The sequence below is a fragment of the Pseudoalteromonas sp. J010 genome (assembly GCF_003934235.1).
GTDB classification, from domain to species: Bacteria; Pseudomonadota; Gammaproteobacteria; order Enterobacterales; family Alteromonadaceae; genus Pseudoalteromonas; species Pseudoalteromonas peptidolytica.
In genome coordinates, this window is record NZ_RDBW01000014.1 from 81,805 (window position 1) to 107,242 (window position 25,438).

Genomic DNA, 25,438 nt, shown 5'->3' on the forward strand with positions numbered 1-25,438 from the left:
GCTTCAGCGCTCCCTTGTCTTTATTTGAGCAGTTAAGCTAAGATGGGACTATGAAGCAAATTTTAATTCTTTGGTTCTTTACTTTCACAAGCTTTGTTAAAGCTGACCTCACCCCCTACTTAAAATATAGTTTAAGTGGTTCGGGTAGCTTTTATCCCTACTTTACTCATAACCCCGAAAAACCTGGTATATTTCCAGAAACAGTCGAAGCAATATTGAGCCATGCAGAGATCCGGGGGGAAAACCTACTACTTCCAGCTAAGCGTACTAACGCATATTTGGAACAGCAGCAGATTGACTTTGATATTATTAGCCCAGACTGGCTAAATGATGAACAGAAAAAAGACCCTCGATATATCTACTCAGAGCCAATACTTAGCATTAGAGAATATATTGTGACTCGTCCATCGCACCCTCCCGTTTTAACGCTTACGGGGAAAGAGGTTGGGACTGTTCGAGGCTACTATTACCACGACGATAACCAGTTTCATCGAGTGGACTTTGCCTCTGAAAGAGAATTGTTATTAGCGTTAAAATTGAAACGTATTGACTACATTATTATCGGTGACTTACCTGCTCAATATTGGTCAGAGCAGCTTGATGTTGCTTTTATCTTTAATCAATTACACTCCGAAGGCATGCTGGCATTTCGCTTACTTGCTAAACATAAAAAGCTACTCAAGCCTCTCAATCAAGCAATTGCAGCCTTAAAGCAAGCGGGAGAATTCGAAAGAATTGAGCGACAATACACCAGCACACTCCCACTCAACAAAAACACGCCAGTTAATCACGCATTAGCAAATTGATGTAACGCAAGCTTGCAAAATACCAATTAGCCTTAATACGTTTTCAATTTGAAGGAGTAATACCAATTTGACTTAATACTTGTTCAATTTGAAGGAGTAAATCTGACGCTAACAGCGTTAAAAATTTCTTATTTAGAACAACTAAATAGCAAAACTTTTGCCTTGCCTACACGGGTGTAGGTACCTTGGCGATAGCAGGACGCGATAGCAGGGTTATCGACAAGGTTTTCTCGCCTCAGAATAGACCACTTAATCAAGAGAATTGGTATAATTTGCCCTTTTCTAGCTGAGTATCAAGTGCGTTTCTTGCTATAATCACCGCTTTATAGCTTGGGAAGTTATTATGACAATCGCTGCCGCGCTAGCTGAGCGCAGTAACAATCAATGTGAATTATGCACATCAACTACAAACCTTGACGTCTACGAGGTACCACCAGTCAACGAAGCGCATTCAGATAAATGCGTGTATCTTTGTCAGCTTTGTAAAGACCAAGTTGAAGGTCAACAAGACTTAAACGCTAACCATTGGCACTGTTTAAATGACAGCATGTGGAGTCAAGTACCTGCGGTGCAAGTCGTGGCTTATCGTATGCTTAACCGTTTAGCTACTGAGAATGGCTGGGCGCAAGATGCGTTAGATATGCTTTATCTAGAAGATGATACCCGAGCATGGGCTGAACAAGTACTTGCGGAAGATGACGATATTGTGCACCTTGACAGCAATGGCGTGAAGTTAAATGCCGGAGATACCGTTACCTTGATCAAAGACCTAGACGTAAAAGGCAGTAGTTTAGTGGCTAAACGTGGTACTGCGGTGCGAAATATCCGCCTGTCACCTTCCAACTCCGAACATATTGAAGGAAGAGTTGAAGGTCAGAACATTGTAATCTTGACAAAATTTGTTAAAAAGTAACCCTATTCTTGTTACCTTGAGTGTGGATAAAGAGCAAGAAAAGCTTTGCATTATCCAGCACTCAGGTGACTTACAACCCTATTCTTCAACTAGCTGAATACTGCGATAAAAYGCCCCTTCCTCTTCAGCAAGCAAAGTGACAAGTTCAGGCAGCACCGCATCCATCGTCTTTTTTAACGTCCAAGGCGGATTAATCACTAACATGCCCGATGCCGTCATTCCTCTTTCTTGGGTATCTGCACGGGTCGCGAGCTCGAATAACTGGATATTACGAATACCAGAGTCGATTAGCTGTGACTCCATGGCATCAATGCGCGCTCGGTCTACAACCGGATACCAAATCATATACACACCAGAGTCAAACTTTTTGTATGCTTTAATGATGCTTTGCACAGCAACGTCATAATCCGACTTTATCTCATAGGGCGGATCCATTAATACACAAGCACGTCTTGATGCCGGTGGCACTAGGCCCTGCAACCCTTTAAAACCATCACTACCAGTTACTCGTAATGACTTTTTATGCGCAGTATTTTGCTGCAATAGTTCAAGATCCCTCGGATGTAGCTCAAAAAACCATCCTTTATCTTGGCGGCGTAAGTAATGCTCAGCAACTTTTGGCGAACCTGGATAATGACTCAGTCGCTCTCCTTCATTAAACGATTTAATCAAACAAACATAGTCGCTAATAGCTGTCACAGCGCCTGAGTAATGCCACAATTTTGCGATCCCTTGCAAATACTCTTGAGTTTTTTGTGCATCATCGCTTGCAAGTTCAAAAAAGCCTGCGCCTGAATGTGTATCAACATAGTCAAAAGGCTTCTCTTTTTTGACCATATATGACAATACTTCCGCCAATACTAAATGTTTTATTACGTCGGCAGGGTTACCTGCATGAAAAGAGTGTCTGTAACTGAGCATAAACCTGCCTTGCTAAAAGTAGCTTGCTAATTGAAACGGATTAAGTTTGAGCAGTTATTCATCTATTTTTAACTTTAATCTGAATCACTTATGAACAAAATATTCGAATACCGCTATTATCGCTTAAAAGTTGAGAAAAATCAGCAGAAAGTCGCGTAAACACTAGCATCCTCGGCCGCTTTGTTTTACATTTGCATGACAAATCACAGTCATATGAGCGCATTTATGAATAACCAAGATCTCCAAAAACTCGACCAGTTGATTGACCAACTTTTGAGCCAAAATAATCAGTTAAAATTGGAAGTTTCGGCACTGAAAGAACAAAATCAAAAACTCATCGATGAAAATGAAACATTACAGCTCGAAATGCTAGAAAGTGAAGAAAAGCAAAAAGAATTTAGCTCTTCTTTATCGGGCTTACTAGATAAGTTGCAGACCCAACAGGCGAGCTAATGTCTGAGCAAAATAACCAAGTAACAGTCACGTTGCTTGGCAAGTCGCATCAATTCGCGTGCGCACCAGATCAAGAGCAAGCGCTACATAATGCCGTAGCGCTACTTGATAGGCGTGTTGAAGAAATGCGTAAACGTTCAACCGTTCGTAATGACCATAGTGCACTGCTGCTTGCCGCTTTGCACTTATGCCACGATTTACAAGCTCTAGAATTGAAACAGCAGCAAGATGCTGATTTTGTCTCCTCTCTCCTTGATAAGCTCACACCAACATCTGGCGATACAAAGTGATAAACACCTGTAAACCGCTGCTATACCACATCACTTTACTTATGAGTCTAGTGTTATCGGTAATAAGCTTTCGCAGCAGCGCGAGCAATGCAATTTCGCTTCATCAGCTAAATGATTCGGTTTACTTTGTTCAAGGAAAAAACCAGCCACTGATCCCCAATCAGGCTTTAGTGGTTGGTCAGCGCTGTGCGCTACTCGCTTCTATCCATGGTGATCTGGTCGCAACAGAAGCGCTCATTTCAATACTACAAAGTCAATTCAGCGTCCCTCTTTGCTATGCGGTGTCACTACATTCAGATATAAAGCAAGATACTAGCATCGCGTTACTACAGCATGCTTTTCCAAAACTGGTATGGTTAAGCCCAACAAAAACTTCTGGCGATAAGCTACAGCAGGCTTTCGCTGCACAATTAGCGCTGTTTGAACAAAGTATTGACCTGAGTAAGACCAGAGTCTCCACTCTAGATAAAGACCAGCAGGGCGCTTGGCAAGAAAAGCTGACGATTGCCAAACAAAGAGTGGCAAGCTGGTCAGAGCGCATAACTCACTTTCGTTCAAGTGAGACCCTTGATACCCACAACACCTCTTTGAATTTAGGCGAAGTGGAAGTCAACATTGCAAATTTTACAGGGTTCACAGGCTCAGATCTCACCATCTATCTTCCTCATTCACAGGGGCTAATTGGTGGCTACAATGTCGATTTAGTCCCCTTAGTACATAGAAAGCATTGGCAACAGTGGCAACAGGCACTCCAGACTCTACGCTCCAGACCACTAAGCTGGGTGTTACCTGCAACAGGAAAGCCATATAAACCTAATATGCTCTCTATCCCGGACAAATTTTTAACCTTACTAAATCAGACCAAAGAACAGCAAGTTATTGAAAAAATAACCACTTTGTACTCAAATAAGCAGCAACAACAACGTGCAATATCACAATGGCAGCATATTCAACAACAAACTGACTTTGAATAATACTTAGCCTATCGGTATAGTTAAAGGATGAACAGAGTCTTAATAACGCTATATACTGTTGTGCTGATGGTCACACTCAGCGGGTGTAAAAGTAGCAGCAGTGTACAAGTAAGCAGACAAGCCATTTTGTCCGCGCTTACCCAAGTGCCCGTAGTGCCTGCAAAACAACCAGAAGCGCCCCCGGAGCCTAAAGTAATTACACCCAAAAAGAACATAAGCTCCACTCATGAGGATGATTTGTGGCAATATGTTCGTCATCGGCTTAGCTTTAATACTGCTTCTCATCCTCGGCTGGATAAACGTATAAAATGGTATTTATCACAACCTAATTATCTTCAGGTCGTTAATCAGCGGGCGGCTCCATACTTCTATCACGTAGTCAATAAAGTAGAAAGTAAAGGGCTGCCAATGGAAATCGCTTTGCTGCCATTTGTTGAAAGTGACTTTAGGCCTAAAGCCAAATCTACCCAAAATGCAGTCGGAGTTTGGCAGCTAGTTGATGCCACAGCCTATCATTTTGGGATTAAAAAAGACAAATGGTATGACGGACGACAAGACGTTTTAGCCTCAACCGACGTAGCCTTGGAGTACCTTTTATATTTACACCAACGTTTTAATGGTGATTGGCTACACGCACTTGCGGCATATAATAGTGGTGAGGGACGAGTCAAAAAAGCCATTGCGAAAAATAAAAAAGCTGGGAAACCAACACACTTTTGGCATCTGAAATTACCAAAAGAAACTGCTGAGTATGTACCTAAGTTGCTCGCACTCAGCCATTTATTAAAAACCGCGCCTTCAGATTTTACTATTCCCAATTTACCAAATCACGCCACAACATCCGTACTAGATATCGGCCAACAGTTTGATATTGGGCAACTCGCTAAGCTAAGTGGGATAGATAAGCGCGAAATATACGCGTTAAATCAAGGCTTTTTAAAGCACCGAAGCTCACCAAGTGGGCCACATGTCGTGCTATTACCACTGCCCCAAAAAGCATTATTACAAAGCGCATTTTTTAGAGACAACTTTAGTCACGGCTACACCGTCAAAGCTAATGACACCCTATATCGTATCGCACTTAATGCGGGCATGAGTGTGACAGCGCTAAAGGCGCTTAACAATAAAGCCTCTAACTTAATCCGCGTGGGAGAAACATTACGGATATCCAAAAACACAGCCCAACAACAGTGGCTCATTGACCATGAAATAAGTCCCTATATAAAGGAAATTGAAGCTAAGCCGTTACCTCAACGTACGCATCACCATACTGTCAAAACGGGAGAATCGTTATGGACGATAAGCCGTCGATACAATGTTGCGGTAAAAGATTTACTTAATTGGAATTCACTCACTGCACAAACACTGATTAAACCAGGGAAAGTATTGACCTTACTACTACCAGCGGTAGATATGCAGCAGCATCAACAAGAACCGCCTCCTCCCGCTCCCGTCAATAGGGTAAAAGTCATCCAGTCGTTACTTCGCCATGGGAAACCTTTGGCAAATGAAGAGCCGAATTAATCTCGAGAAACTTGCGTCCCAGAATGCCACTCACGTAAACTACTACCTTTACCGGTTGATGCAGCAAACATCACCTAGGACTAATTATTTAAGGTTTACTTATGCAAATTGCAAAGAACACAGTGGTAGAGTTTCACTACACACTTCATGAAGGTGACAGCCAAATCGAGTCTAGCAAAAATGGCGATCCGCTAAACTATCTTCACGGCACTGAAGGCATGCTACCAGGGCTTGAAAGTGAACTTGAAGGCAAAACAGGTGGTGATAGCTTTACAGTAACCTTAACTCCAGAGCAAGCCTATGGGGAGTACCAAGAAGGCTTAGTGCAACGTATCCCTATCAAACACCTACAAGGTCTTGGTGATAGCAAAGTGTGGAAACCAGGCATGACAGCTATCGTTGATTCAAATCAGGGACGTCATCAAGTAAAAATCGTAAAAGTTGGTCGTTTTAACGCAGATTGTGATTTAAACCACCCATTTGCCGGTAAAACACTARCATTTGCTGTTGAAGTCATCTCTGTACGTGAAGCCACAGCGGAAGAAATCTCCCATGGTCACGTGCATGCAGCAGGTGGTTGCGGACATTAAGTTATGAAAAAAGTTGCCATCGTTACCGGTGGCAGCTTTGGCATTGGCCAAGCCATTGTCAACAAGCTGCTATCGCAACATTACACAGTTTATAATCTAGATATAGTACCTTGCGAGCAGGGTATTTTTCGTCACTGTGATGTTAGTAAAGTCGCTGATGTAAAGGGTGTCATTTCTGACATTATGACAGAAGTAGGCCATATTGATGCGCTAGTTTCAAACGCCGGCAAACACCTAAGCGCAACGATTGAAGACACCGATGAAGCGACATTTGACGCTTTATTCGCGCTAAATGTAAAAGGTGCTTACGCTGCTATTCAAGCCGTATTACCCAGTATGAAGGCACAAAAAGCCGGAAGTATCGTGTTAATTTCGTCGGATCAAGCGCTGGTTGGTAAGCCTAACTCTTTTGCTTATAACCTGAGTAAGTGTGCTCTCGCTTCTATGGCTAAAACCACGGCGTTGGATTACGCTAAATTTAATATCCGCGCTAATGCGGTATGTCCAGGTACAATTGAAACGCCGCTATTCCACCACGCCATTGACAATTACTGTCAACGTAGTGGCGCCGACAAATCACAGATAGTCGCTGAGGAAGCAAAATTACAACCGCTAGAACGCTTGGGACAACCTCAGGAAGTTGCTGCACTTGTGGCTTTTTTACTCAGTGAAGACGCCAGCTTTATTACCGGCAGCTTACAAAGTATTGATGGCGGTTATACCGCACAGTAGCAAGCAGAGAGCCTACAATGAGCCTACAGATTATTGATACCCACCTACACTTTTTTGATTTGGCACAGGGTCAATACTCTTGGCTCAAGCACAATCCACCAGCTTGGCCGAACTTAGCGCAGATCAGGCAAAACCACCATCTCGCAAGCATTCCTCCTCATGATCGATTTACCTTGTCTGGGCTGGTGCATATTGAAGCCGGTTTTGATAATCAAAACCCTATCAACGAGCTGCATTGGTTAGCACAAACTCTCACAGGGTTTCCATTTAAAGCTGTTGGCTACGCACCGATTGATGCACCGCCAGAACAGTTTAGTGCAGCCATTACTCGCCTCATGACGCCGACGCTTGTTGCAGTAAGAGATATTACAGAAGGCGCAGATAGTCGCCGTTTGCATACGCCTTGGCTGCAAGAAAATCTAATCTACCTTGCATCATTGGGCTTACATTTTGAAGCGCAGTTAGCTTTCTCACAGTGCGACACAATAGAATTATTACTGACACTGGCACAGCGCCACCCTCGCCTAAAAATCGTGTTTAATCATGCAGGGTTTATAGAACAAACACAACCATGTACGGCTGTCTTACAGCGGATCAGCACCTTAAAGAATGTCATGATTAAGTGCTCCGGCCATGAGATGCTTCAAAACCCAATGGCACTGGACAAATGGCTAGGTCACCTCATTGACCATGCTGGTGAAGATAGCTTAATGTTAGGCTCAAATTATCCGGTCTCATTGATGCAAAAGCGCTACTGGCAAGTTTGGCAAGACTATTTTAATGTTATCGGACTCTCATCGACTTGGCACAAGCTGAGTCGAGAAAACGCCAGTAAGTGTTATCACTTAAGAACGGATCTGGACTAGATCATAAGCAACCAGCTCAGGGACTATACGCTGTAGTTTTTCTTCCGTTTTATCCAACGAGTTTAAGCACTCACAATACTCTTCGGCTTTTTCCTCTAACTGATGGGCTTTTTTCTGTAGTGACTTGTCTATCTCTTTTGAGATGATCTCCATACGCTGCCCCATATCATTGATCCTATCTTCAATATTGCCTTCTCGAGACTTAAACGCATCACCTAAAGAAACGAGGATCGACCCTAACGAGCCATGCACAGCAGAATGAATTTTTTGGCTAATTTCCTTAGTAAAAAAATCATCAATTTTTGACAATGATTGTGGTGCGATAAAAAAGAAGTCATCACCGCGTTTAAACTTGTCCATGAGGGCACGTTCGACATATTGCAGCTGAGTTTTGAGTACCTCGGGCTCTTTATCTGACATACCTTCGACGACCTGCTCAATGGCACTTAGCCCTAAATTGACCCCATCCGTAGCTAAGTTAACTAACTCTGGTACCGTATCTCGGATACCTAGCGAGTATTCACGAACGACAGCCTCGCCTTGTTGGTCAAGCTCAATCCAGCGTCCAAGAATAAAAAGCTGGCTATCGTTGTTGATTTGAATACGCGTTTGTCCGTCGTCAACAATTCGGATTTCATTATCCGTAATAATAAGACCATGTCCAAGCTCAACGTCACATTTGCTTTTTGCCTGTACCGAAGTGGTCAATACTGCACAAGACACGGCTATCGCACTGATTAATCGATTCACATGGCCTCCTGTGTAGTACATAAGAAATAAAATACTTCGAGAGAGTAGCAAAATATCAAACATTCCCAAAGCCATTTTAGATAGATGAAAACTGCGTGCAGGTCAAAAAAGTAATGTAGAGTGAAATCTATAAACGATAAGTTAGTTATCTGCCTACCACGCTAAGAACTGACTACGGGGTAGGCCAAAAAGCGACAGTAACGTGCTTACTGATAGTAGCGCACTAATCGAACAAAGGCGTCCGATGTTTTATTGGTTGGATTATTCTTACCATCCGCAAACTGATATGCCCACGCAAATGTTGGCTGACTCGCTTGCGTCGTTGCAGACCAATAGTTGTTACTTTTTGTCGTAGGAAATATTGTGGCATTGACAGCAGGCGCAACACATTGATGTAGTACAATACTCGCCAATTCCTTGATATTTGGCACATGCCAATCGTTAAAATCTGCAAAGCTGTCTTGGCTGGCTGCTATTAATGCTTGCTGCCATGTTAGCTGCTGGCTATCCCCTTCACAGTTTTGTGAAGTGCTATTGTAATTTTGTCCAAAATTACAACGCTGCCACATTAGTCCAGTTTGACTATCGAGTATCGTGCCATTCGCATTTACCGTATAACGGCTTGTATCCGTCACTGTACCAACACACGTTTGGGCGTAACCTACAGTTGAAAATAATATCGTGAGTAGCATCGAAATCACATGCTTCATAGTGCTCTCCTTATGGGTTTCTAACCAATCTCACAAATGCCTTACTCGACTTTTCAACAGCAAAATCGTTACCCGTATCCATGTCTACCACATAAGCACGTCGAAGCGCTGTTCCAGTGCCATCTAAACTTGATTGCGTCGTCCAATAGTAGCGGTGCCCAAGTAGTGCAGAGGCAGGCAAATTGGGAAATAGTGATTGATCAATAACCGCCGAGTTTGCATAGCTAAAATCCAACAAACCCAGCAGCTCCATGTACGTTGGTAAACGCCAATTATTTCCTCCACAATAGCTTTGCTCGCCAGTGGCAGGGTTATTAACTTCATCAATTAGCGCTTGAATTCCACAGTGGCTATCTTGCGGGCAGCTGGTATTCGCCGTTGATTGCACACTGCCTTCTGCAAATGTGCCATCTACAGATAAGGCCCAGGTATAACTATTTTGTGCGTTGCGTGTAGAGGTATTCGGTAACGTCCCAGCACTGGCCTCTTTTACTTCCCAGATAAGTCCTGACACATTGTCTCTAATACAGGCAAAGTCAGTCGCATCATCAGGTAACTCATCAGCAAACTGGTTCAGCTTGGTAAAATCAAATCCGGCGTTACCTCGACCTTCTTTCGCTACTTGCGTTGCAAAATAGTCTCGCCCACGTAAGGCGTCTTGACCACTAAAGCTATCGCTGTTGCAGGCAATTGCAGTATTGTTGTCGTAGCAAGCAAGTTGACCACTATCATTGAGTTTACCCAGTGGTTTTTTCTCAATATCAACGACCACATTATCGGTCGCAGTGCGGTTTTGCGAGTCTGTTACTGTAAGCTCAAATTCAGCTTTTGATAACACATTTTTATCTGGGGCAATAAAACTGGTCACACAATCATTTGGTGCACTTAACGAGACAGTGGTTGTGGCTGGTATTTGCCTCCAACTACACTGCTTTTGACCAGACACTGTATCGCTTTTAGAGCCATCTAGCGTCACCGTATCAAAGGCTTGTACCTGCTGATCACTTCCTGCATTCGCGACCACGACTGGGGTATTAGCTAATAATCCCACTGGAAACTGATTACTCGCCTGCCCTCCTTCATCATCGGTGACAGTCAACTTCCACACTGAGGTTTGTGCCGTATCTAACAGAGGATGGATAAATGATAATGTTGCATTGTTCAGACTTGACGGCTGTATGGTACTGGGACCACTTAGCTGTTGCCATTGATAGGCGACAATCTGGCCGTTTTCATCTGGATCGGAGGATCCCTCGCCGCTAAGCGTGATGGTATCTTGATATGTTGCAGGTAGTGTCTCAGGGGCTGTTTGCGTAATATTGACTGACGGTAGCTGATTATTAGACTTAACAGAAACCATCACCTGATCGCTGGCAAGACTGCCATCTGGCGCAACATAATCCACTTGGATTAATAAATCGACATTAGCCTTAACATCTGGCGCAACGAAGCTTGCTTGTTGATCTGTGATGGGAAACTCACTCACCGTTGCACCGGACACAACTTGCCAGTTAAACGTCCCACCCGCAGGGGAGCCAGTCGCATTCAAAATAACGTCGGTCTTTTCAGTCACTTCTTGGTCCATTCCAGCGTTTACCGAAGCGCTCACTTGTGTAGGCTCACTACCACCTGAGCCTCCGCCACAGCCGCTAAGTAGCAACGCTAATAAACACCAACTTCCCCTAAACGCTGTCATATGATCCCTATTAAGTTACAAGTAACTCTCTTGATGTATGCGAACAAACAACTTGGTGCCCACTTTGCTGTAATCTACTTTATACTCACGGCCATCTAACGCTTGAATAAATAGCAAGCGCTTCACTTCCCCAAACACATCAACGCTTGCAACATGGACAACTTCTAGGTAGCGCTCTTTCGCTTCTCTTCGGTTTCTTGGTAGCTCTTCCTTAAAAGGCACCAAGCCATTGGCCGTCACCATGATTTTTGGGTGTGCTTCACCATTAACAATCACAAGATCTAATTTCTTCTCTTTGTGAATAATGGTATTGCGCCCACTTTTAATATAGGCCGTCTCTAAGCTCATATTGGTGTATCCTGTTACATCTTCAATGGGTGGTATGTTCTTCTAACAATGCGTTTACCACCTCTTTAGGGTTTAGTTTCCAGCGGTTTAACATGGCTGAAAATTGCCAAATATCCCTGTCTAAAGCGGTCGCAGGCAGAAGTAAATCATAACCTGTAACCGTTTTTAAATTATCCATTCGGTTTGCAAACATTGCCATTAAACCAGTGTATTCTTTACCAGCTTTGGAACGATAACTTGTATCTTCTATTAACCATTCCGATGGGCAATTGCCATTTTCACAATGTATTTTAACAGCTTGTAAAAAAATATGCCGCTGTTCTATCAATAATTTACCCGCAAGCCTCGGGGTTAGATTAATTAAAAATGCGTCAATATCATTAAGTTTAATACCAACTGTATTTAACTCAAGTGTTTCAATACCTTGTTGCACGCTCGGAATGCCACTTGAGTGAAAGTTTACAATAGGAAGAGACCAAGCTCCATACTTGTGTACATAGCTAAACTCTTGTTCATTAAAGCATAAACTAAAGTAGGGTTGCTGACTTTTCAAAAAACCGATAAAGATAGCGACTAGCATGGCACTCGCTAGAAATATTTCGATAATCGAAATAGGCGTGCCACGAAGATTGACAAAAAGCATGATCACCACCAGGCCGATGGCACCGACAAGCATAAATTCAGCACCGTGTCTGTTTGCTGTTGCACGTAATTTAGCTTCAAGCATACGTATACCAAGTGTAAAAAAAGTACATAATGATCGCCCATACTACCAATTTACGTATTGTGATACACCGTTTACAAGAGTGACTGCTTTTCATAATATTTAATTTAGGTACAAATACTTAAATTGAATTAGATTTTCGTTTAACGCACAAATTTACAGGATATGCCGTCGAGTTTGCTAGCCTTTATTTTTGTAAACTAGAAACAAATTATAATCTGGGTCACCTATATGCGTCATCAATCAGGGAAAGCACTGTTTCCTTTTATTATTATAGTGCTAGTCGCGATCAGCGGCTATTTATATTTACCAGCATCCCAAGGAAAAGCAAATGGCAGAGCAGTATCGGCAACACCGGTTCAAGCACACACAGTAGCAAAGGAAGAGCGTGTCATTACCGTTAATTCAATTGGCTCTGCACGCGCAAATCAAGCCATAAACGTAACCAGCGCGCAAAGCGATTACATTGCGCAACTGTACTTTGACGACGGAGGTGTAGTAAAGCAAGGCGACAAGCTTGTGCAGTTACGTGACGCAGAAGAAAAGCTCGACATAAAAGCGTTAAAAGTGACGCTAAAAGAAGAAATTCGACAGCTTAACAGACTCAAAGATCTCGCCAAAACCCAATCTGCGGCCCGCTCGCAGTTAGAGGCACAATCAGCTAAAGTAGACTCATTAACAGCGCAGCTTGAAGCAACGAAGACCAAATTGGCAGAAATGACTGTGTATGCACCTTTTGATGGCTTACTTGGTACTCGAAATGTTTCAATAGGTAGCTTCGTTAATAATAGTACCGTGATCACCACATTAGATGACATCAGCATCATCAAAGTTGACTTCCAAGTTCCTGAGAAATACCTAGCTCAACTGCAACTAGGTATGCAAGTGAGTGCAAATAGCGAGGCCTATCCAGCACAAACGTTTACCGGAAAAGTATCCCATATAGATCCGCGCATCAATGAACAAACTCGTTCAGTACGTGTTACAGCAAGTTTTACCAACACAGAATATAGGCTACGCCCTGGTATGTTGCTACACATCGCACTTGAGCTGGCGAGATTTGAAGCCCTTGTCGTCCCAGAGAAAAGTATTATTCCACGACAAGACAAACACTATGTCTTTATCGTTGACAAAGAGGGTAAAGCCCAACAACGCGAGGTGCACTTGCAAACTCGTTTTAGCGGCTGGGTTGCGATTGATAAAGGCTTAGCAGAAGGCCAACAAGTGATCACCGAAGGCACATTAAAAATCCGTTCAGGATCAAAAGTGGAAATTAAGGGGTAACACGGCGTGAAAATCACTGATACGGCGGTTAAACGCCCGATCTTCGCGATCGTAATAAACTTGCTATTACTGACCTTTGGTCTGGTCGCATTTACTATGCTACCGCTTCGAGAGTATCCAGATATTGAAAGTCCCATAGTTAATGTAAGTACTAACTATACGGGCGCTTCTGCGGAAGTCGTGGAGACCAAAATCACCCAAATTCTAGAAAACCATATTTCTGGTATTGAGGGAATAAAAAGTATTAACTCGAGCAGTCGCAACGGTAGCTCAAATATCACCATAGAATTTAACATCGATCGTGATATTGATGCAGCGGCAAATGATGTGCGCGAGCGAGTATCACGAGCACTTGATAGGCTACCAGAACAAGTCAGACCCCCAGAAGTATCTAAGTCCAATAGTGATGATAGCCCCATAGCTTGGTTTGTATTAAACAGTGAAACTATGGATACGTTGCAACTGTCCGATTACGCCCAGCGCTTTATAGTTGACCGCCTCGCTGTTGTTGATGGCGTGTCTAATGTTCGCATTGGTGGCGAGCGTAAATACGCGATGAAGGTTTGGCTCAACAGACAAGCCATGGCGGCTCGAGGGATCACCAGTAGTGACATAGAGCAAGTATTACGTCGGGAGAACGTTGAACTCCCCGCCGGTGAGATTGAGTCTCTTGACCGCGACTTCTCGGTAAGGATTGCCAGAAGTTATAAAACGCAAGACGACTTCAACAACCTTGTTATTAAACGAGGTGAACAAGGTTACTTAGTACGATTAGGCGAAGTTGCTGATGTAYATCTTGAAGCGGCTGATGATGAAAGTACTTTCCGAGGCAATGGTAAAAATATGATTGGCCTTGGGATTGTCAAACAAGCCAAAGCCAACACTTTGGAAGTCGTTGATAATGCGCGTAAAGAGCTTGAAAAAATCAAGCGTAATTTACCGCAAGGTACCACAATTCAAGACAGCTACGACTCTTCTATTTTTATTCGAGAATCTATCACTGAGGTATATCGTACCTTAGCGATTGCCATGATTTTGGTGGTGCTGGTTATTTACATTTTCCTTGGCAATATTCGTGCAACTCTTATTCCCGCTGTGACAGTTCCTGTGGCCCTCGTCGCCACTTTTATGTTCTTACTTGCCATGGGCTACTCTATTAACCTCCTTACCTTGCTTGCACTTGTACTAGCAATTGGCTTAGTGGTTGATGATGCCATTGTAATGCTAGAGAACATTTATCGTCGCATTGAGCTTGGTGAGCCAAAATTACTCGCAGCATACAGAGGGGCACGGGAAGTTGGCTTTGCTATTATCGCCACCACCCTAGTGCTGGTTGCGGTATTTATCCCTCTCGTATTTATGGACGGTCGTATTGGTGCGTTATTCACTGAGTTTGCTTTTGCAGTAAGCGCAGCTGTCTTGTTCTCAAGTATTACCGCGTTAACATTGTCACCAGCGCTGTGTTCCAAGGTATTAAAGCCAAGCAATAAAGAAAACCGCTTTAGTCAGTGGATGGATAATCAGTTTAGTCGACTTGAACAAGCTTACCGTCGTGTATTACAAAGAAACTTGACGCGAAAATATAGTTTGATCGTAATGCTTGCACTAGCTGGATTTACTAGCTATAGCTTATTTCAACAAATCCCATCAGAGCTCACGCCAAAAGAAGATCGCGGTACATTTTTTGTCATGATGAATGGCCCCGAAGGCGCAAGCTATGAAAATAACGCCGAGAATATGGCCAAAATCGAAGAAAGGTTGCTGCCATACGTCGAATCCAACGAATTAAGCCGTGTTCTTGTCCGTGTCCCTGGTTGGGGTGGCCAAGGAGGAGTTGCGATTATTGGTATGCCAGACTGGGATGAACGCAAACGCTCAACGTGGGAAGTCATTGATGAAATCAGTGGTAAAATGCAAGAAGTCACTGACATTCGTGCCTTTGCCATCATGCGCCGAGGTATTGGTGGCGGTGGCAATGCTCGCCCCATCGAATTTGTGCTTCAAGGAAACGACTACGATGAATTGGCAGCATGGCGCGACCGTATACTTGCCCGAGCACGGGATAACAAAGGACTGGTTCGCTTAGATCATGACTACAAAGAAACTTTCCCACAGTTTCTGATCAGTATTAATAAAACCAGAGCTGCCGATCTAGGTGTGTCCGTTAGTGCAATTGGGCAAACACTAGAAACCATGCTTGGACAACGCCGCGTAACTACCTTTATTGATCGAGGTGAGGAATACGACGTCATTCTAAAAGGTACTAAAGCAGACTTCTCTGCGCCTGACAATATTGCTGATATTTACGTTAAGTCTAGAAGTGATGCGCTGGTGCCTTTAGACAGCTTGATCACGATAAAAGAAGAAGCAACCGCAGCACGACTGAATCGCTATAACCGTATGCGTGCGATCACTATCACCGCCAACCTTGCTGGTAACTATACGCTTGAACAGGCTCTGGACTTTTTAAATAAAGTTGCCGCAGAAGAAAATGACATAGATGGTGCTATTGATTATAAAGGTGAGTCTCAATTATTTTATGAAGGCGCATCAGCAATGACTTACGTCTTTATTCTTGCGCTCACCGTGACTTTCTTGGTCCTAGCGGCACAGTTCGAAAGCTTCGTGCACCCTTTAGTTATCATGTTGACTGTTCCATTGGGGTTAGTCGGTGCTATGTATGGACTATTCTTAACGGATAGTACATTAAATATCTACAGCCAAATTGGCATCGTTATGCTTATTGGGCTAAGTGCTAAAAATGGTATCTTGATCGTTGAATTTGCCAATCAGCTTCGTGATAAAGGAATTGTATTTGAGCAAGCAATAGTCGATGCCGCAGCACAGCGACTTAGGCCTATCATCATGACTTCGTTAACCACTGTGATGAGTTCTATTCCACTGGTGTTTGCTACTGGCCCGGGGTTTGAAAGCCGTATGGTTATTGGCGTCGTGATCTTTGCAGGTGTAAGCGTTGCGACCATTTTAACGTTATTTGTGATCCCAACGGCTTACACTTTACTGGCGAAAAAGACCCAATCTCCAGAAGAGACGAGCAAGCGCCTAGAAGAGCAATCTCAACAATATCCAGAGCAGGAGATGTAGATGGCAAACTTACAAACCGCAACCTTTGGTGGTGGCTGTTTTTGGTGCATTGACGCGGCATTTCGCCGTGTCAGTGGCGTCGAAGCAGTAACATCGGGATATGCTGGCGGTCATACGGATCAGCCAACGTACCAAATGATCTGTCGTGGTGACAGTGGACATGCTGAGGTGGTGCAGCTGCAATTTGATCCTGATAAGGTCAGCTTTATCACACTACTTGAGATGTTTTTTACGCTACATGATCCGACCCAGCTTAACCGTCAAGGCAATGATATAGGTACACAATATCGCAGCGTGGTGTTTTATCACAACGAACAGCAGCAACAGCAAACTCAAGATTATATAGCGCAGCTGCAACTCCAGCTACATGAGAAAATTGTAACCGAAATAAGTCCAGCTCCGATCTTTTATCCTGCAGAGCAATATCATCAGGACTACTTTACTGAGAATCCAAATCAAGGATATTGCAGTGTGATGATAGCACCCAAGGTTGCCAAGTTCGAAAGCCGGTTTGCGGCAAAATTGAAAAACTAAACGACTCGATGTTTAGAAAAGCCGAGTGCGCCATGCACTCGGCAACAGAAACTACGGTAACATAGGTACTGCAAATACATAGAAGCTTGTTTGACCATCTTTAATACGTAGATGCCCTCGCATTACTTCCATCTCTAGGTTTGCTGTATCTCCAGGCCTTAAATTGTCCAGCCCTTTAAGCGGTACAGTCCCAGCCCCGATAAGCTGCACATTGTGTTTAATCACTTGGGGAATATCCTCGCTCATATCCACACCTAGGAACTCAAAGACATCAATTACAATGCGACTAAATTCAGTATAGAGTTTATCAAAGATCCCTGGAGTCAAGCGATCCATCAGATCTAGGATCCATGGTAACTCAACCTCTGTGGTAACCACAGGTTTAAAGCTTGAAATCAAAGGGTCTAACTCAAGCTGCTGAGTTCGCACGTCATACTTACCCTTAATGGTAACATTCTCATTATTAATATGAACATGAATATAGATATTCATACCAAGCTGTTTCTTACGAAATTTGGCGTAAGACTTTAAGTCGAATCCATCAATTAAAACTGGTACTTTATTTTGCCCATCCACACGACCTGCTATTTTCATGTGCATAGTGCCAAATAAGTTTGTGGTGTGGCTAACTTTAGTCGCGCTCGCTTGCGCCGCAACCGTATTTACTATATCTGTGGTTAACTCTTTATAGTTATGCTCAACATTAGAAAATTGCTGATGAATAATCGCTGAGACCTGATCATACATTGCTTTAGGCCCTTGGCTAGAAGTCGTCCTACCTGTAGACCAACATTCCCCTCCAGTATAAACCACAGGCACTGACACAGGGGTCAAATGATCATTACCAGGATGGCGGTAATACAGCATGCTTCGGATCTGACGGCAAGTCTGTGACTGGGCATTAAACCAGGCAAAATCTCCACTCATTGCTTGTGTGGTGACATCGGGTTGTGTCGCTAAATCTAGTTCACTGGCATAGGCGGACGTAACCAACCCTAGGCCAACTAGTCCTAATAAAAATGACTTCATACTCTTTTCCTTGAAGTTGTTAAATGCTAGCTCGTCTTTATATTTCAATACCCCTTGTTGTCTAACCAATTTATGCCGTTAAAGATAGCTAATTAACTAAACACTCCAGTTGTAGTAACAAAAAGTTTAACCAATAATAAAAACGAGACTCATTATTAACAAAGTTTCACTAAGATTGCTAGTTACAAATGTAATTTGTACCTATTCACTTAATTAAGTGACCTATTCTGAGCCAAGAGATCTTGTCGAGCACCTGGGAGACTTGCTTTCAGTTGTTCTGAGTAAGAAGTTTTTAACGCAATTAGCGTCTGATTTACTCCTTAAAATTGAACTAGTAGTAAGACTAATTGATAACACAACCGAAGCAGCTAACTTTATAGGTAAGAAAAATGAGATTAAAGATTAACCTGATAATCAGGTTAATCTTGATAAAAGTGGATAGACGCGTGCTTTATTTTATCTTCAAGCACGATTGAAGCCTGAGGTTAAAAGCGGTAGCTTACCCCAACGTATGCCTGTCGACCCGGTGGTTTATAACCGAGTAGCGAGCCATCTTTCGCTTCCCCAGCAGTTGCATTGAAATAGCGCTTATCAGTCAGGTTTTCAATGCGTCCTGTTAGTTTGAACCTATCGAAGAAAGTATAGTTTGCAGCTAAATTAAATACGGTATAAGACGGTAACGTTACAGTATATGAACCTTGGGCTCCCCATACTTTATCGCTGCGCTCACCACGATGCACTAACGTCAGGGTTGCATCCACATCTTGCCATGTTTTACTGATCGTATAGGTCAGCGTGCGTCTAGCACGACGCTGCAATTGCTGCTGTGTTTTTGCATCTTTTGCACTAACGTAACTGGCATTGAGTGTATGTTCAACTCCAAAACTATCTTCAACTTCAACAACTAAATCTGCACCTTCAAAATCAGCCCGTTCAATATTAAACGGTACGTACTTCCAATCGCTATTCGGTTCATAAACGATTTTATCGGTAATGCGATTATCATACACTGCCGCTTCAATTCGAAAACGCTCATCACTATAAGTAACGATGATTTCGCTATTTTTTGCCTCTTCAGGGCTCAGATTAGCGTTAGGTAAATAATACGGGCTATCGATAACAAAAGTCTGAGATAAAGAAGGTGCTCTAAATGCACTACCATGATTGAATTTTACGCTCAACCCATCCGTAACTTGTTTACCTAGCGCTAAGGTATAGGTATTTGCTCGACCGTGAAAGTCATAGTCATCAGTTCTTAACACGACCTCTGCTAGCCAGTTTTCATCATTATAAAAACCGCCAAATGCCACTGAGAGATTGTCACGCTCAGATTCTGAAAACGTAGCGGTTGATTCACCAACATCTTCATTTAAAAACGTTATATTACCCGTTAAGCTCAATGCTTCACTGATATGATACTGAGATTGATATTCAAATTGTCCACGCTTTGTTACATAAGCGTTGTCATCAGCACTACTGCCTATTTGAACATTTTGCTCTTTTCCTAGGCTATAAGAAACATGCTGACTAAGTTTTTCGGAACTTCTTTTCCATGCTAATTTATTGGTATAGTTATGAAAACGGTATGCGTCACTTCCCCAAGCATCGTATTCACCTTCACCCTCACTGTACTGTGAGCGAAGGCTAAAAATACCACTTTGCTCATCACCATACTGTAAAGTTAAGCCTGCGTTACCGTTATAATAACCATCGCGGTCATGGTTTTTACCGACGATAGCCTGAGGATCTTTTTCAATTACGTCATAGCCATCAGTATGGCTATACCCCGCATTAGCTGACAGAGTGAACTTATCTTTTTTATAGCTTGCTGTTGCTTCAATATCAGAATAATTGTGACTACCCGATGTTAACGTAATGGTGTTGTGGTTACCTTCACGACTGATAATATTAATCACACCAGCAATCGCATCAGAACCATAAATTGCCGCCTTCGCACCACGAATGATTTCAACTCTTTCAATACTATTTAATGGAATATTCGTTAACGAATTATCACCCGAGTTAGCGTCAGTAACTCGTACACCATCAACTAAAACCAAGGTATGCTTGGCATCATTACCGCGTAAAAATAAGCTCACGCTTTGGCCGAAACCACCATTTCTCACGGCCTGAATACCGGCTACATTGTCAAGTAATGAAACCACATCTTGCACATTGCTTTTTTCGATGTCGCTACGACTGATCACCGAGATCGCGGCAAGTGCGCTTTCAAGTGGCTGTTCAAATTTGTTCGCCGTGACTGTGATGTGTTCAATATTTTGATCTGCAAATGCAGAAAAAGAGAGCGCCGCAGTGATGGCTGCGCTTAAAGCAGTTTTATTTAACATGGTTTCCCCTAACTTGTACCCACCGTACAAGAACACAAAGTGACTGTTTCAAGGCCGGTCTCCGGGCTCAGTTAACTTGGATTTGCATATTAACTCTACCGTTGCGGGGGCAGCGCAGGCATTGAACCGATCCACACTAAATAATACATCTGATTGTGATACTTTCGCGTACCTAGTATCAAGACTATTTAGTTGTTCCCTTGTGTTCGCACCAACTTCCCGATTATCTATGCACTTGGCAACCAAACTAGGTTGTGCATAGCACCTTGAGAATTCGTGGCTATTGTCTTGGGTTTAGAAGGAATTGTCAATGGACGTCTAGAAATCCAAAAGTGCAGCGTGCTGCACTTTTAACATAGGTAAGGTTAATCGCGGAAGTTTTTAAACTGGAAAGGCTGCCCTAGCTCTGCGCCACGGATAAGCTGCATAGTTTCTTGTAAGTCATCACGTTTTTTACCAGTTACACGAACTGTATCACCTTGAATTGAGGCCTGAACTTTATATCTTCCTATGAACACTTACTATACTCTTGTTGACATCATTACTGCTAGGGTTTGCATTAAACGCAACGTCAACAAAACAAAAAGGTAGATATCTTCTTTGGGATAATTATGGAATTCAAGTACGGATTTACGGAAGTTTTTTGTGGTGGTCGAAGTTTAATAACAGCAGTGCTGTTTACTAAAGATTTCACCTATCACAAAGCAAGCTGTCACTTCCTCCTAGAAATTGCTAAAAAATCAAAATCAGGTAGTAAGTCGACAGTAAAGGGACGTGCAAGTGATTTGACTCGTTACCTAAACGTAATTAGTAAAACTGATTCTTCTAATCACTTTTTCCCATCTGACTACAGAGAAATCACTGAAAGTCAGATGAACACTTATTTAATGGATTTAGTGAATAACGGCCTCCAAGATGTATCTATTAATAGGCACATATCTACTCTTTCGGAGTTTTATAGCTTTGCATATAAGCACGGTTACATTGATGAGCCAAAGGAGTTTTCATACAGTGTTAGAACCCTGTCGGCTAAATTGCAATTAGCAGATAGAGCCACATCTACCATTCTTTCGCAATATATCCGAGAAGAAGACTTTAATAATATTCTTGCCCATATACCAACGAAAGATACGTTCAAAAGATCTCGAAATGAGATGGCTTTAAAGGTGGGATATTTTCTTGGTGTTAGGACACATGAACTTGTCAAATACGGCAATTTTGATATTGAAAGGCTCAAGGAACAATTCCCAAATGATAAGGGCGGTTTCTATGAAGAAGCTTTCATTAAGATCACCGGTAAAGGGTATAAGCGCCGCTCCGTACCTATTTCTATGGAACTAAAAAAAGAGCTGTTTCGTTTTCTGTACGGAGATTTAAGTAAATATGTGGAAAAAAACCTTTTTGAGAAAAAGAAAGGTATCCCCATGACAAGCGCATCTTATGCAACAAAGCTTTTTAGATCCTCTGTAGATGAATATCTGTCCAAGAACATTACTCCAGCGGAATTAAGAAGCTCTTATAATCGTTGGGTTTTCCATTCACTTCGGCATACGTGCGCCACTAACTTTGTTACATTTTGCGAGGGTATGGACATCGGTAGATACGATCCGATGCTCAGCTTACCTCAATGGATGGGACACTCAGATGACAACACAAGTAAGCTTTACATCTGTGCGGAAGCCTTGTTATTTAAACGATTAGAAGTGATTAAGAAGTTAGATAGTATGAGCATTTATGATCGACTTTAAAGGAAAGCTATGAATAGTTATGAGTAGTATTGATACATCGCACCTAAAGAGCATCTCTACAATAAACTGTAGATTAGATAAGCTAGAAGTGCCTGCTGACACCAATCACCCTATCCTGCAAGCTGTATGGTTTAAATTTTATTCTAAGAAGTTTACCAAATTAGGAGATGGTTCGGTGAAAACCTGGGTTAGGGGAACTAACAAGCTTTACCATTTCCTGACAAGTAGAGGCTATACTGCTATCAATACTACGCCAGTAACAGTTTTTAACGAATGGGCGATAGCACTGGCGCAAGATGCAGATAGCTCCAAATCCTATAATCAAATTAGACCTTTTGTAGCAGCGGTTGAAGATTACTTCTTTGCTAAAGGGTCGTTACTGAGCATTGACGAATATGACTTCTTAAATCAAGTGATTCAAGAGTTCGATATTCAACGAAGACACAGTAAAAAGAAACCACCGCTTTCTATGGTGTTTTCTAACTGTCCTTATGGTGATGATGAATTATTAATATCACTAAGGCTAGTGTGCGCAAATATCATTCTGTTAGAGCAAAAAGCTAAAGATTCAATATTAAACCAGGAATATTGCGGGCATTTTTTAGAGTTTGAATGCAACTCAGTATCAAACCCTTACTATCTTCACTCATTTAATAGTGGACGTCATGAGTGTCGTACAATAATGCTTCCTATTTTTAAGGCTATTTTTGAAGAAAATAACGAGCTTGCGAAAGAGTGTGTACTAACAGAAGTTTTCAGTAATAATAATTTCGATTATTGCCTTAACTCCAGTAATTTGACTGATTTATACGCTGAATTTATTAGCCCCAAGAAAAAGCTTATTGAGTCTCAGCTTTCTGTTGCTGATATTGAGGAAATGAAGAATAAGCTAGAGCATTCACGGCCATCTATGAGAGCCTTAGGTGAAAAGTATGGTTGTACAGAGTATGACGCAAGAAGATCCATTGAAGGGTATTTTCCCAAAAGTATACCTCATGATGTGGTGATAAATATAAGGAAAGAATATAGTAAACCACACTATACTCAATCTGATGCCCTAAAAGAATACGGCATAAAAGTCTTCACTTTGAAACGTCTTCTTAAAGATGGTCGGCACTCATATAAAGTTATAGGTTCCCCCTCTCAATCAAATTATATGACATCACGTCTAAATATTGATTCGCTCGGGCTGACTGGAAATAGCTGGACTTGCAGGTCTTTTGGGGTTTCAAACCTAACGTCACTTAACCCAAATCAAGAGTGGGCGTTATTTTGCCTATTAGCCACCGAAGGTGTGCAAACCACAGGGGTTCAAAACCTTAGATTTTCTGACATAAAAGAAACAGTAAGTATATCAGGAACGCAAACAATTCAGTTCGATTATATAAAGAATCGCTCAGGGGTATCCTTATCAACAGCTCTGCATTCGAATAAAGATACCCCTGTTGTACTTTATCAAGCGTATAGTTGTGCGGCTTCTCAAGCTAAGAGAGCCACAAAATATAGAAACACTTCTGAACGTGGCAAAGTTTTTAACTCTACCACTGTTTCCTTAAGTCAATTTTTGAACCAAAAAGGAAGAGGCGTTAACCTTCGAGAGCGGCTGCTCAATAGTAACTCAGTGTTGAGAAATGCGTTAGGAGAACTAATATCTAATGAACAGTTAGAACCATTTTTATGGTTATTAGAGAGATTAAAAAAATCAGGAAAAACACTTCCTATTAGTCCTATACATGAATCGTTCGTTCTTGTTTCAAGTGTAAATACAACAATTGGCAGCCACGCAGACGCGGCAGCACGTTTGTCAGGTCATACAAAGAAAACTGAAGAAGATGTCTACTTCAGTAGATATCCACGTATCGTAAAAGAGAAAATAACCGACACTCCGTCACTATCCTACAGAGTGGCGGAAATGATGTCGAACTTTGCTGATGACATAAATGATATGCTGTCTAAAACTGAGGTATTGAGTACGTCTGATGTTAAAGGCTTATTAGGTTTAAATCACATCAGTGATGCAGTGGAAGGCATAGGCCTATTAGGTGAATTTAAATCAAAGCAAAAGACTTTATATATAGCCAGCACAAGTACCGCTGCTCTTATATTAAGAAGACTAGATCATTTGAAAGCTGAAATTCCAAGGATCATACAGCACCAAAGAAGCAGTAAAAGAATCGTAACAGGTGTACTGAAAGAGTTCATCCAATTGTCTGAAGTATTGGCAAAGTTTCCTAAAAATGTGCTTTCTGAAGGTGAAAAACATTCAAAAACGCTTCCGTCTTCACTTTTCCCTCCGATAGTGTAAGGAATGATGAATAATGAATTCTACCCTGCCGATTAATCCACTTGATGCAGCAACGTTATTACTACGTACAGATATTGATGCATTTAGGTCGGATGAGTGGTTGTTTAAAGACCCCGATAATGGTGAGTTTTATCATTGGAATATGGGGATAGTGAGGCTAAATAAGCGCTGGAAGCAGTCTCTTAAGCATTACATACTGTATAAATTCGGAGGATACAAGGGCGATAAGCGCTTCATTAGTGCATCTAAGGTTAGTGTTAAATGTGTTGTCGAAAATGCGGCGAACTTTCTACGGTGGGCTACACTACATCACCCTGACAAGTATCTTGCTGATTTGAAGGAAGCGGATGTAAATGAGTTTGTTCGCCACTTATTTGACGAAGAAATGGCCTACGGAACCGTAACGTTAAAAATGCAGATGCTAAGAGACACTTATAAAGCGTATCGCCATAGGCATATCCCTGATGGATTAATGTTTGAACTTGATTATTTAGGAAGGCTCCCTAAGCCTAACTCTATCTTGCAAGTTCTTTGTCAGGAATACGGTCTTGATTTTACCGAATGGGGTGCTAGAAAGTCACACGGAAGCATACCTGTTCATGTTGCTATGTCTTTTCTAGCCTATGCCATTAGAGACTTACGTACCAATAAAACAAAATTTGCCGTTGGCTTTTACAGGTTATTAAGAAAGTACGGTGAATCACGATTTTTTTCTAATAATTTTCGATTTCTGATAAACGATTGTTTTGATTTTTACACTCAATTTAAACAAACAAAGTCACGAGATC

The 25,438-nt window shown here is 42.1% G+C and carries 23 protein-coding genes, 1 pseudogene and 1 riboswitch; of the genes and pseudogenes, 15 read left to right on the forward strand and 9 right to left on the reverse strand.

Going from position 1 to position 25,438, the window contains the following annotated elements:
• Window positions 1-50: 50 nt before the first annotated feature.
• Both EAG18_RS09490 and EAG18_RS09495 read left to right on the forward strand, forming a co-directional pair.
• On the forward strand, window positions 51-806 hold the full coding sequence (locus EAG18_RS09490) for a transporter substrate-binding domain-containing protein (protein ID WP_125252144.1): 756 nt from the start codon (window positions 51-53) through the stop codon (window positions 804-806).
• Window positions 807-1,149: 343 nt separating this feature from the next.
• Window positions 1,150-1,719 carry an alkylphosphonate utilization protein gene (locus tag EAG18_RS09495; RefSeq protein ID WP_125252145.1) on the forward strand — a complete coding sequence of 190 codons (570 nt, stop codon included), beginning with the start codon at window positions 1,150-1,152 and terminating at the stop codon, window positions 1,717-1,719.
• A gap of 78 nt (window positions 1,720-1,797) precedes the next feature.
• Here the strand turns inward: EAG18_RS09495 and rlmJ are convergent, their stop codons facing one another.
• Window positions 1,798-2,640: a 23S rRNA (adenine(2030)-N(6))-methyltransferase RlmJ gene (gene rlmJ, locus EAG18_RS09500; protein WP_125252146.1), complete on the reverse strand. Its 843-nt coding sequence runs from the start codon at window positions 2,638-2,640 to the stop codon at window positions 1,798-1,800.
• Window positions 2,641-2,865: 225 nt separating this feature from the next.
• Here rlmJ and EAG18_RS09505 point away from each other — a divergent pair, with 225 nt between their 5' ends.
• The 7 genes from EAG18_RS09505 (at window position 2,866) to EAG18_RS09535 (ending at window position 8,069) form a co-directional block, all read left to right on the forward strand.
• Window positions 2,866-3,093 (forward strand): DUF904 domain-containing protein, encoded by a 228-nt coding sequence (locus tag EAG18_RS09505; RefSeq protein ID WP_125252147.1) that lies wholly within the window; start codon window positions 2,866-2,868, stop codon window positions 3,091-3,093.
• Window positions 3,093-3,383: a cell division protein ZapA gene (locus EAG18_RS09510; protein ID WP_125252148.1), complete on the forward strand. Its 291-nt coding sequence runs from the start codon at window positions 3,093-3,095 to the stop codon at window positions 3,381-3,383. Before EAG18_RS09505 ends, EAG18_RS09510 begins: the two co-directional genes overlap by 1 nt.
• A 41-nt stretch (window positions 3,384-3,424) precedes the next feature.
• Window positions 3,425-4,357 carry a hypothetical protein gene (locus EAG18_RS09515; protein WP_125252149.1) on the forward strand — a complete coding sequence of 311 codons (933 nt, stop codon included), beginning with the start codon at window positions 3,425-3,427 and terminating at the stop codon, window positions 4,355-4,357.
• 27 nt (window positions 4,358-4,384) lie between these two features.
• Window positions 4,385-5,881, forward strand: coding sequence for a LysM peptidoglycan-binding domain-containing protein (locus EAG18_RS09520; RefSeq protein WP_275557255.1), 1,497 nt, complete (start codon window positions 4,385-4,387; stop codon window positions 5,879-5,881).
• A 101-nt stretch (window positions 5,882-5,982) separates the two neighbouring features.
• Window positions 5,983-6,471 carry a peptidylprolyl isomerase gene (locus EAG18_RS09525; RefSeq protein ID WP_125252150.1) on the forward strand — a complete coding sequence of 163 codons (489 nt, stop codon included), beginning with the start codon at window positions 5,983-5,985 and terminating at the stop codon, window positions 6,469-6,471.
• 3 nt (window positions 6,472-6,474) lie between these two features.
• On the forward strand, window positions 6,475-7,203 hold the full coding sequence (locus tag EAG18_RS09530) for an SDR family oxidoreductase (RefSeq protein WP_125252151.1): 729 nt from the start codon (window positions 6,475-6,477) through the stop codon (window positions 7,201-7,203).
• A gap of 17 nt (window positions 7,204-7,220) precedes the next feature.
• Window positions 7,221-8,069 (forward strand): amidohydrolase family protein, encoded by an 849-nt coding sequence (locus tag EAG18_RS09535; protein WP_125252152.1) that lies wholly within the window; start codon window positions 7,221-7,223, stop codon window positions 8,067-8,069.
• Here the strand turns inward: EAG18_RS09535 and EAG18_RS09540 are convergent.
• The 5 genes from EAG18_RS09540 to EAG18_RS09560 form a co-directional block, all read right to left on the reverse strand.
• Window positions 8,049-8,840 (reverse strand): YggN family protein, encoded by a 792-nt coding sequence (locus tag EAG18_RS09540; RefSeq protein WP_125252169.1) that lies wholly within the window; start codon window positions 8,838-8,840, stop codon window positions 8,049-8,051. The two genes, EAG18_RS09535 and EAG18_RS09540, sit on opposite strands and share 21 nt — an antisense overlap.
• Before the next feature lie 185 nt (window positions 8,841-9,025).
• Entirely contained in the window at window positions 9,026-9,529 is a 504-nt protein-coding gene (locus tag EAG18_RS09545) for a DUF1566 domain-containing protein (protein WP_125252153.1), read from the reverse strand.
• Window positions 9,530-9,539: 10 nt separating this feature from the next.
• Entirely contained in the window at window positions 9,540-11,225 is a 1,686-nt protein-coding gene (locus EAG18_RS09550; protein ID WP_125252154.1) for a DUF1566 domain-containing protein, read from the reverse strand.
• 15 nt (window positions 11,226-11,240) lie between these two features.
• Window positions 11,241-11,573, reverse strand: a complete 333-nt coding sequence (locus EAG18_RS09555; RefSeq protein ID WP_125252155.1) for a hypothetical protein — start codon at window positions 11,571-11,573, stop codon at window positions 11,241-11,243.
• Between the two features lie 22 nt (window positions 11,574-11,595).
• Complete coding sequence (locus tag EAG18_RS09560) at window positions 11,596-12,300, reverse strand: DUF2982 domain-containing protein (protein WP_125252156.1); 705 nt, start codon at window positions 12,298-12,300, stop codon at window positions 11,596-11,598.
• A 228-nt stretch (window positions 12,301-12,528) separates the two neighbouring features.
• Here EAG18_RS09560 and EAG18_RS09565 point away from each other — a divergent pair, with 228 nt between their 5' ends.
• Genes EAG18_RS09565 through msrA form a run of 3 tightly spaced genes read left to right on the forward strand, consistent with a single transcriptional unit; the run spans window position 12,529 to window position 17,220 of the window.
• Window positions 12,529-13,581 (forward strand): efflux RND transporter periplasmic adaptor subunit, encoded by a 1,053-nt coding sequence (locus tag EAG18_RS09565; RefSeq protein WP_125252157.1) that lies wholly within the window; start codon window positions 12,529-12,531, stop codon window positions 13,579-13,581.
• A 6-nt stretch (window positions 13,582-13,587) separates the two neighbouring features.
• Window positions 13,588-16,686, forward strand: coding sequence for an efflux RND transporter permease subunit (locus EAG18_RS09570; RefSeq protein ID WP_125252158.1), 3,099 nt, complete (start codon window positions 13,588-13,590; stop codon window positions 16,684-16,686).
• The gene (gene msrA, locus EAG18_RS09575) at window positions 16,687-17,220 is read left to right on the forward strand and encodes a peptide-methionine (S)-S-oxide reductase MsrA (protein ID WP_125252159.1); all 534 of its coding nucleotides are present in this window, start codon (window positions 16,687-16,689) and stop codon (window positions 17,218-17,220) included.
• A gap of 51 nt (window positions 17,221-17,271) precedes the next feature.
• Here msrA and EAG18_RS09580 read toward each other — a convergent pair whose 3' ends face one another.
• The 3 genes and pseudogenes from EAG18_RS09580 to EAG18_RS09595 form a co-directional block, all read right to left on the reverse strand.
• On the reverse strand, window positions 17,272-18,249 hold the full coding sequence (locus tag EAG18_RS09580) for a hypothetical protein (RefSeq protein WP_125252160.1): 978 nt from the start codon (window positions 18,247-18,249) through the stop codon (window positions 17,272-17,274).
• A gap of 485 nt (window positions 18,250-18,734) precedes the next feature.
• Window positions 18,735-20,597: a TonB-dependent receptor gene (locus tag EAG18_RS09590; RefSeq protein WP_125252162.1), complete on the reverse strand. Its 1,863-nt coding sequence runs from the start codon at window positions 20,595-20,597 to the stop codon at window positions 18,735-18,737.
• 34 nt (window positions 20,598-20,631) lie between these two features.
• A riboswitch (cobalamin riboswitch) is annotated at window positions 20,632-20,873 on the reverse strand.
• An 89-nt stretch (window positions 20,874-20,962) separates the two neighbouring features.
• Window positions 20,963-21,103, reverse strand: a pseudogene (locus EAG18_RS09595) (DUF520 family protein); the annotation flags it as partial.
• 105 nt (window positions 21,104-21,208) lie between these two features.
• On the opposite strand from EAG18_RS09595, the gene EAG18_RS09600 reads away from it, so the two are divergent.
• The 3 genes from EAG18_RS09600 to EAG18_RS09610 form a co-directional block, all read left to right on the forward strand.
• Window positions 21,209-22,345: a tyrosine-type recombinase/integrase gene (locus tag EAG18_RS09600; RefSeq protein WP_125252163.1), complete on the forward strand. Its 1,137-nt coding sequence runs from the start codon at window positions 21,209-21,211 to the stop codon at window positions 22,343-22,345.
• A 19-nt stretch (window positions 22,346-22,364) separates the two neighbouring features.
• The gene (locus tag EAG18_RS09605; protein WP_125252164.1) at window positions 22,365-24,650 is read left to right on the forward strand and encodes a hypothetical protein; all 2,286 of its coding nucleotides are present in this window, start codon (window positions 22,365-22,367) and stop codon (window positions 24,648-24,650) included.
• 13 nt (window positions 24,651-24,663) lie between these two features.
• Window positions 24,664-25,438: hypothetical protein (locus EAG18_RS09610; protein ID WP_148098523.1), on the forward strand; the 775-nt coding region annotated here is incomplete at its 3' end.

Coding starts and splice junctions, on each gene's coding strand:
- EAG18_RS09490 (WP_125252144.1), top strand. CDS start 51: ATGAAGCAAATTTTAATTCTTTGGTTCTTTACTTTCACAAGCTTTGTT.
- EAG18_RS09495 (WP_125252145.1), top strand. CDS start 1,150: ATGACAATCGCTGCCGCGCTAGCTGAGCGCAGTAACAATCAATGTGAA.
- EAG18_RS09505 (WP_125252147.1), top strand. CDS start 2,866: ATGAATAACCAAGATCTCCAAAAACTCGACCAGTTGATTGACCAACTT.
- EAG18_RS09510 (WP_125252148.1), top strand. CDS start 3,093: ATGTCTGAGCAAAATAACCAAGTAACAGTCACGTTGCTTGGCAAGTCG.
- EAG18_RS09515 (WP_125252149.1), top strand. CDS start 3,425: ATGAGTCTAGTGTTATCGGTAATAAGCTTTCGCAGCAGCGCGAGCAAT.
- EAG18_RS09520 (WP_275557255.1), top strand. CDS start 4,385: ATGAACAGAGTCTTAATAACGCTATATACTGTTGTGCTGATGGTCACA.
- EAG18_RS09530 (WP_125252151.1), top strand. CDS start 6,475: ATGAAAAAAGTTGCCATCGTTACCGGTGGCAGCTTTGGCATTGGCCAA.
- EAG18_RS09535 (WP_125252152.1), top strand. CDS start 7,221: ATGAGCCTACAGATTATTGATACCCACCTACACTTTTTTGATTTGGCA.
- EAG18_RS09540 (WP_125252169.1), bottom strand. CDS start 8,840: ATGTACTACACAGGAGGCCATGTGAATCGATTAATCAGTGCGATAGCC.
- EAG18_RS09545 (WP_125252153.1), bottom strand. CDS start 9,529: ATGAAGCATGTGATTTCGATGCTACTCACGATATTATTTTCAACTGTA.
- EAG18_RS09550 (WP_125252154.1), bottom strand. CDS start 11,225: ATGACAGCGTTTAGGGGAAGTTGGTGTTTATTAGCGTTGCTACTTAGC.
- EAG18_RS09555 (WP_125252155.1), bottom strand. CDS start 11,573: ATGAGCTTAGAGACGGCCTATATTAAAAGTGGGCGCAATACCATTATT.
- EAG18_RS09560 (WP_125252156.1), bottom strand. CDS start 12,300: ATGCTTGAAGCTAAATTACGTGCAACAGCAAACAGACACGGTGCTGAA.
- EAG18_RS09565 (WP_125252157.1), top strand. CDS start 12,529: ATGCGTCATCAATCAGGGAAAGCACTGTTTCCTTTTATTATTATAGTG.
- msrA (WP_125252159.1), top strand. CDS start 16,687: ATGGCAAACTTACAAACCGCAACCTTTGGTGGTGGCTGTTTTTGGTGC.
- EAG18_RS09580 (WP_125252160.1), bottom strand. CDS start 18,249: ATGAAGTCATTTTTATTAGGACTAGTTGGCCTAGGGTTGGTTACGTCC.
- EAG18_RS09590 (WP_125252162.1), bottom strand. CDS start 20,597: ATGTTAAATAAAACTGCTTTAAGCGCAGCCATCACTGCGGCGCTCTCT.
- EAG18_RS09600 (WP_125252163.1), top strand. CDS start 21,209: ATGGAATTCAAGTACGGATTTACGGAAGTTTTTTGTGGTGGTCGAAGT.
- EAG18_RS09605 (WP_125252164.1), top strand. CDS start 22,365: ATGAGTAGTATTGATACATCGCACCTAAAGAGCATCTCTACAATAAAC.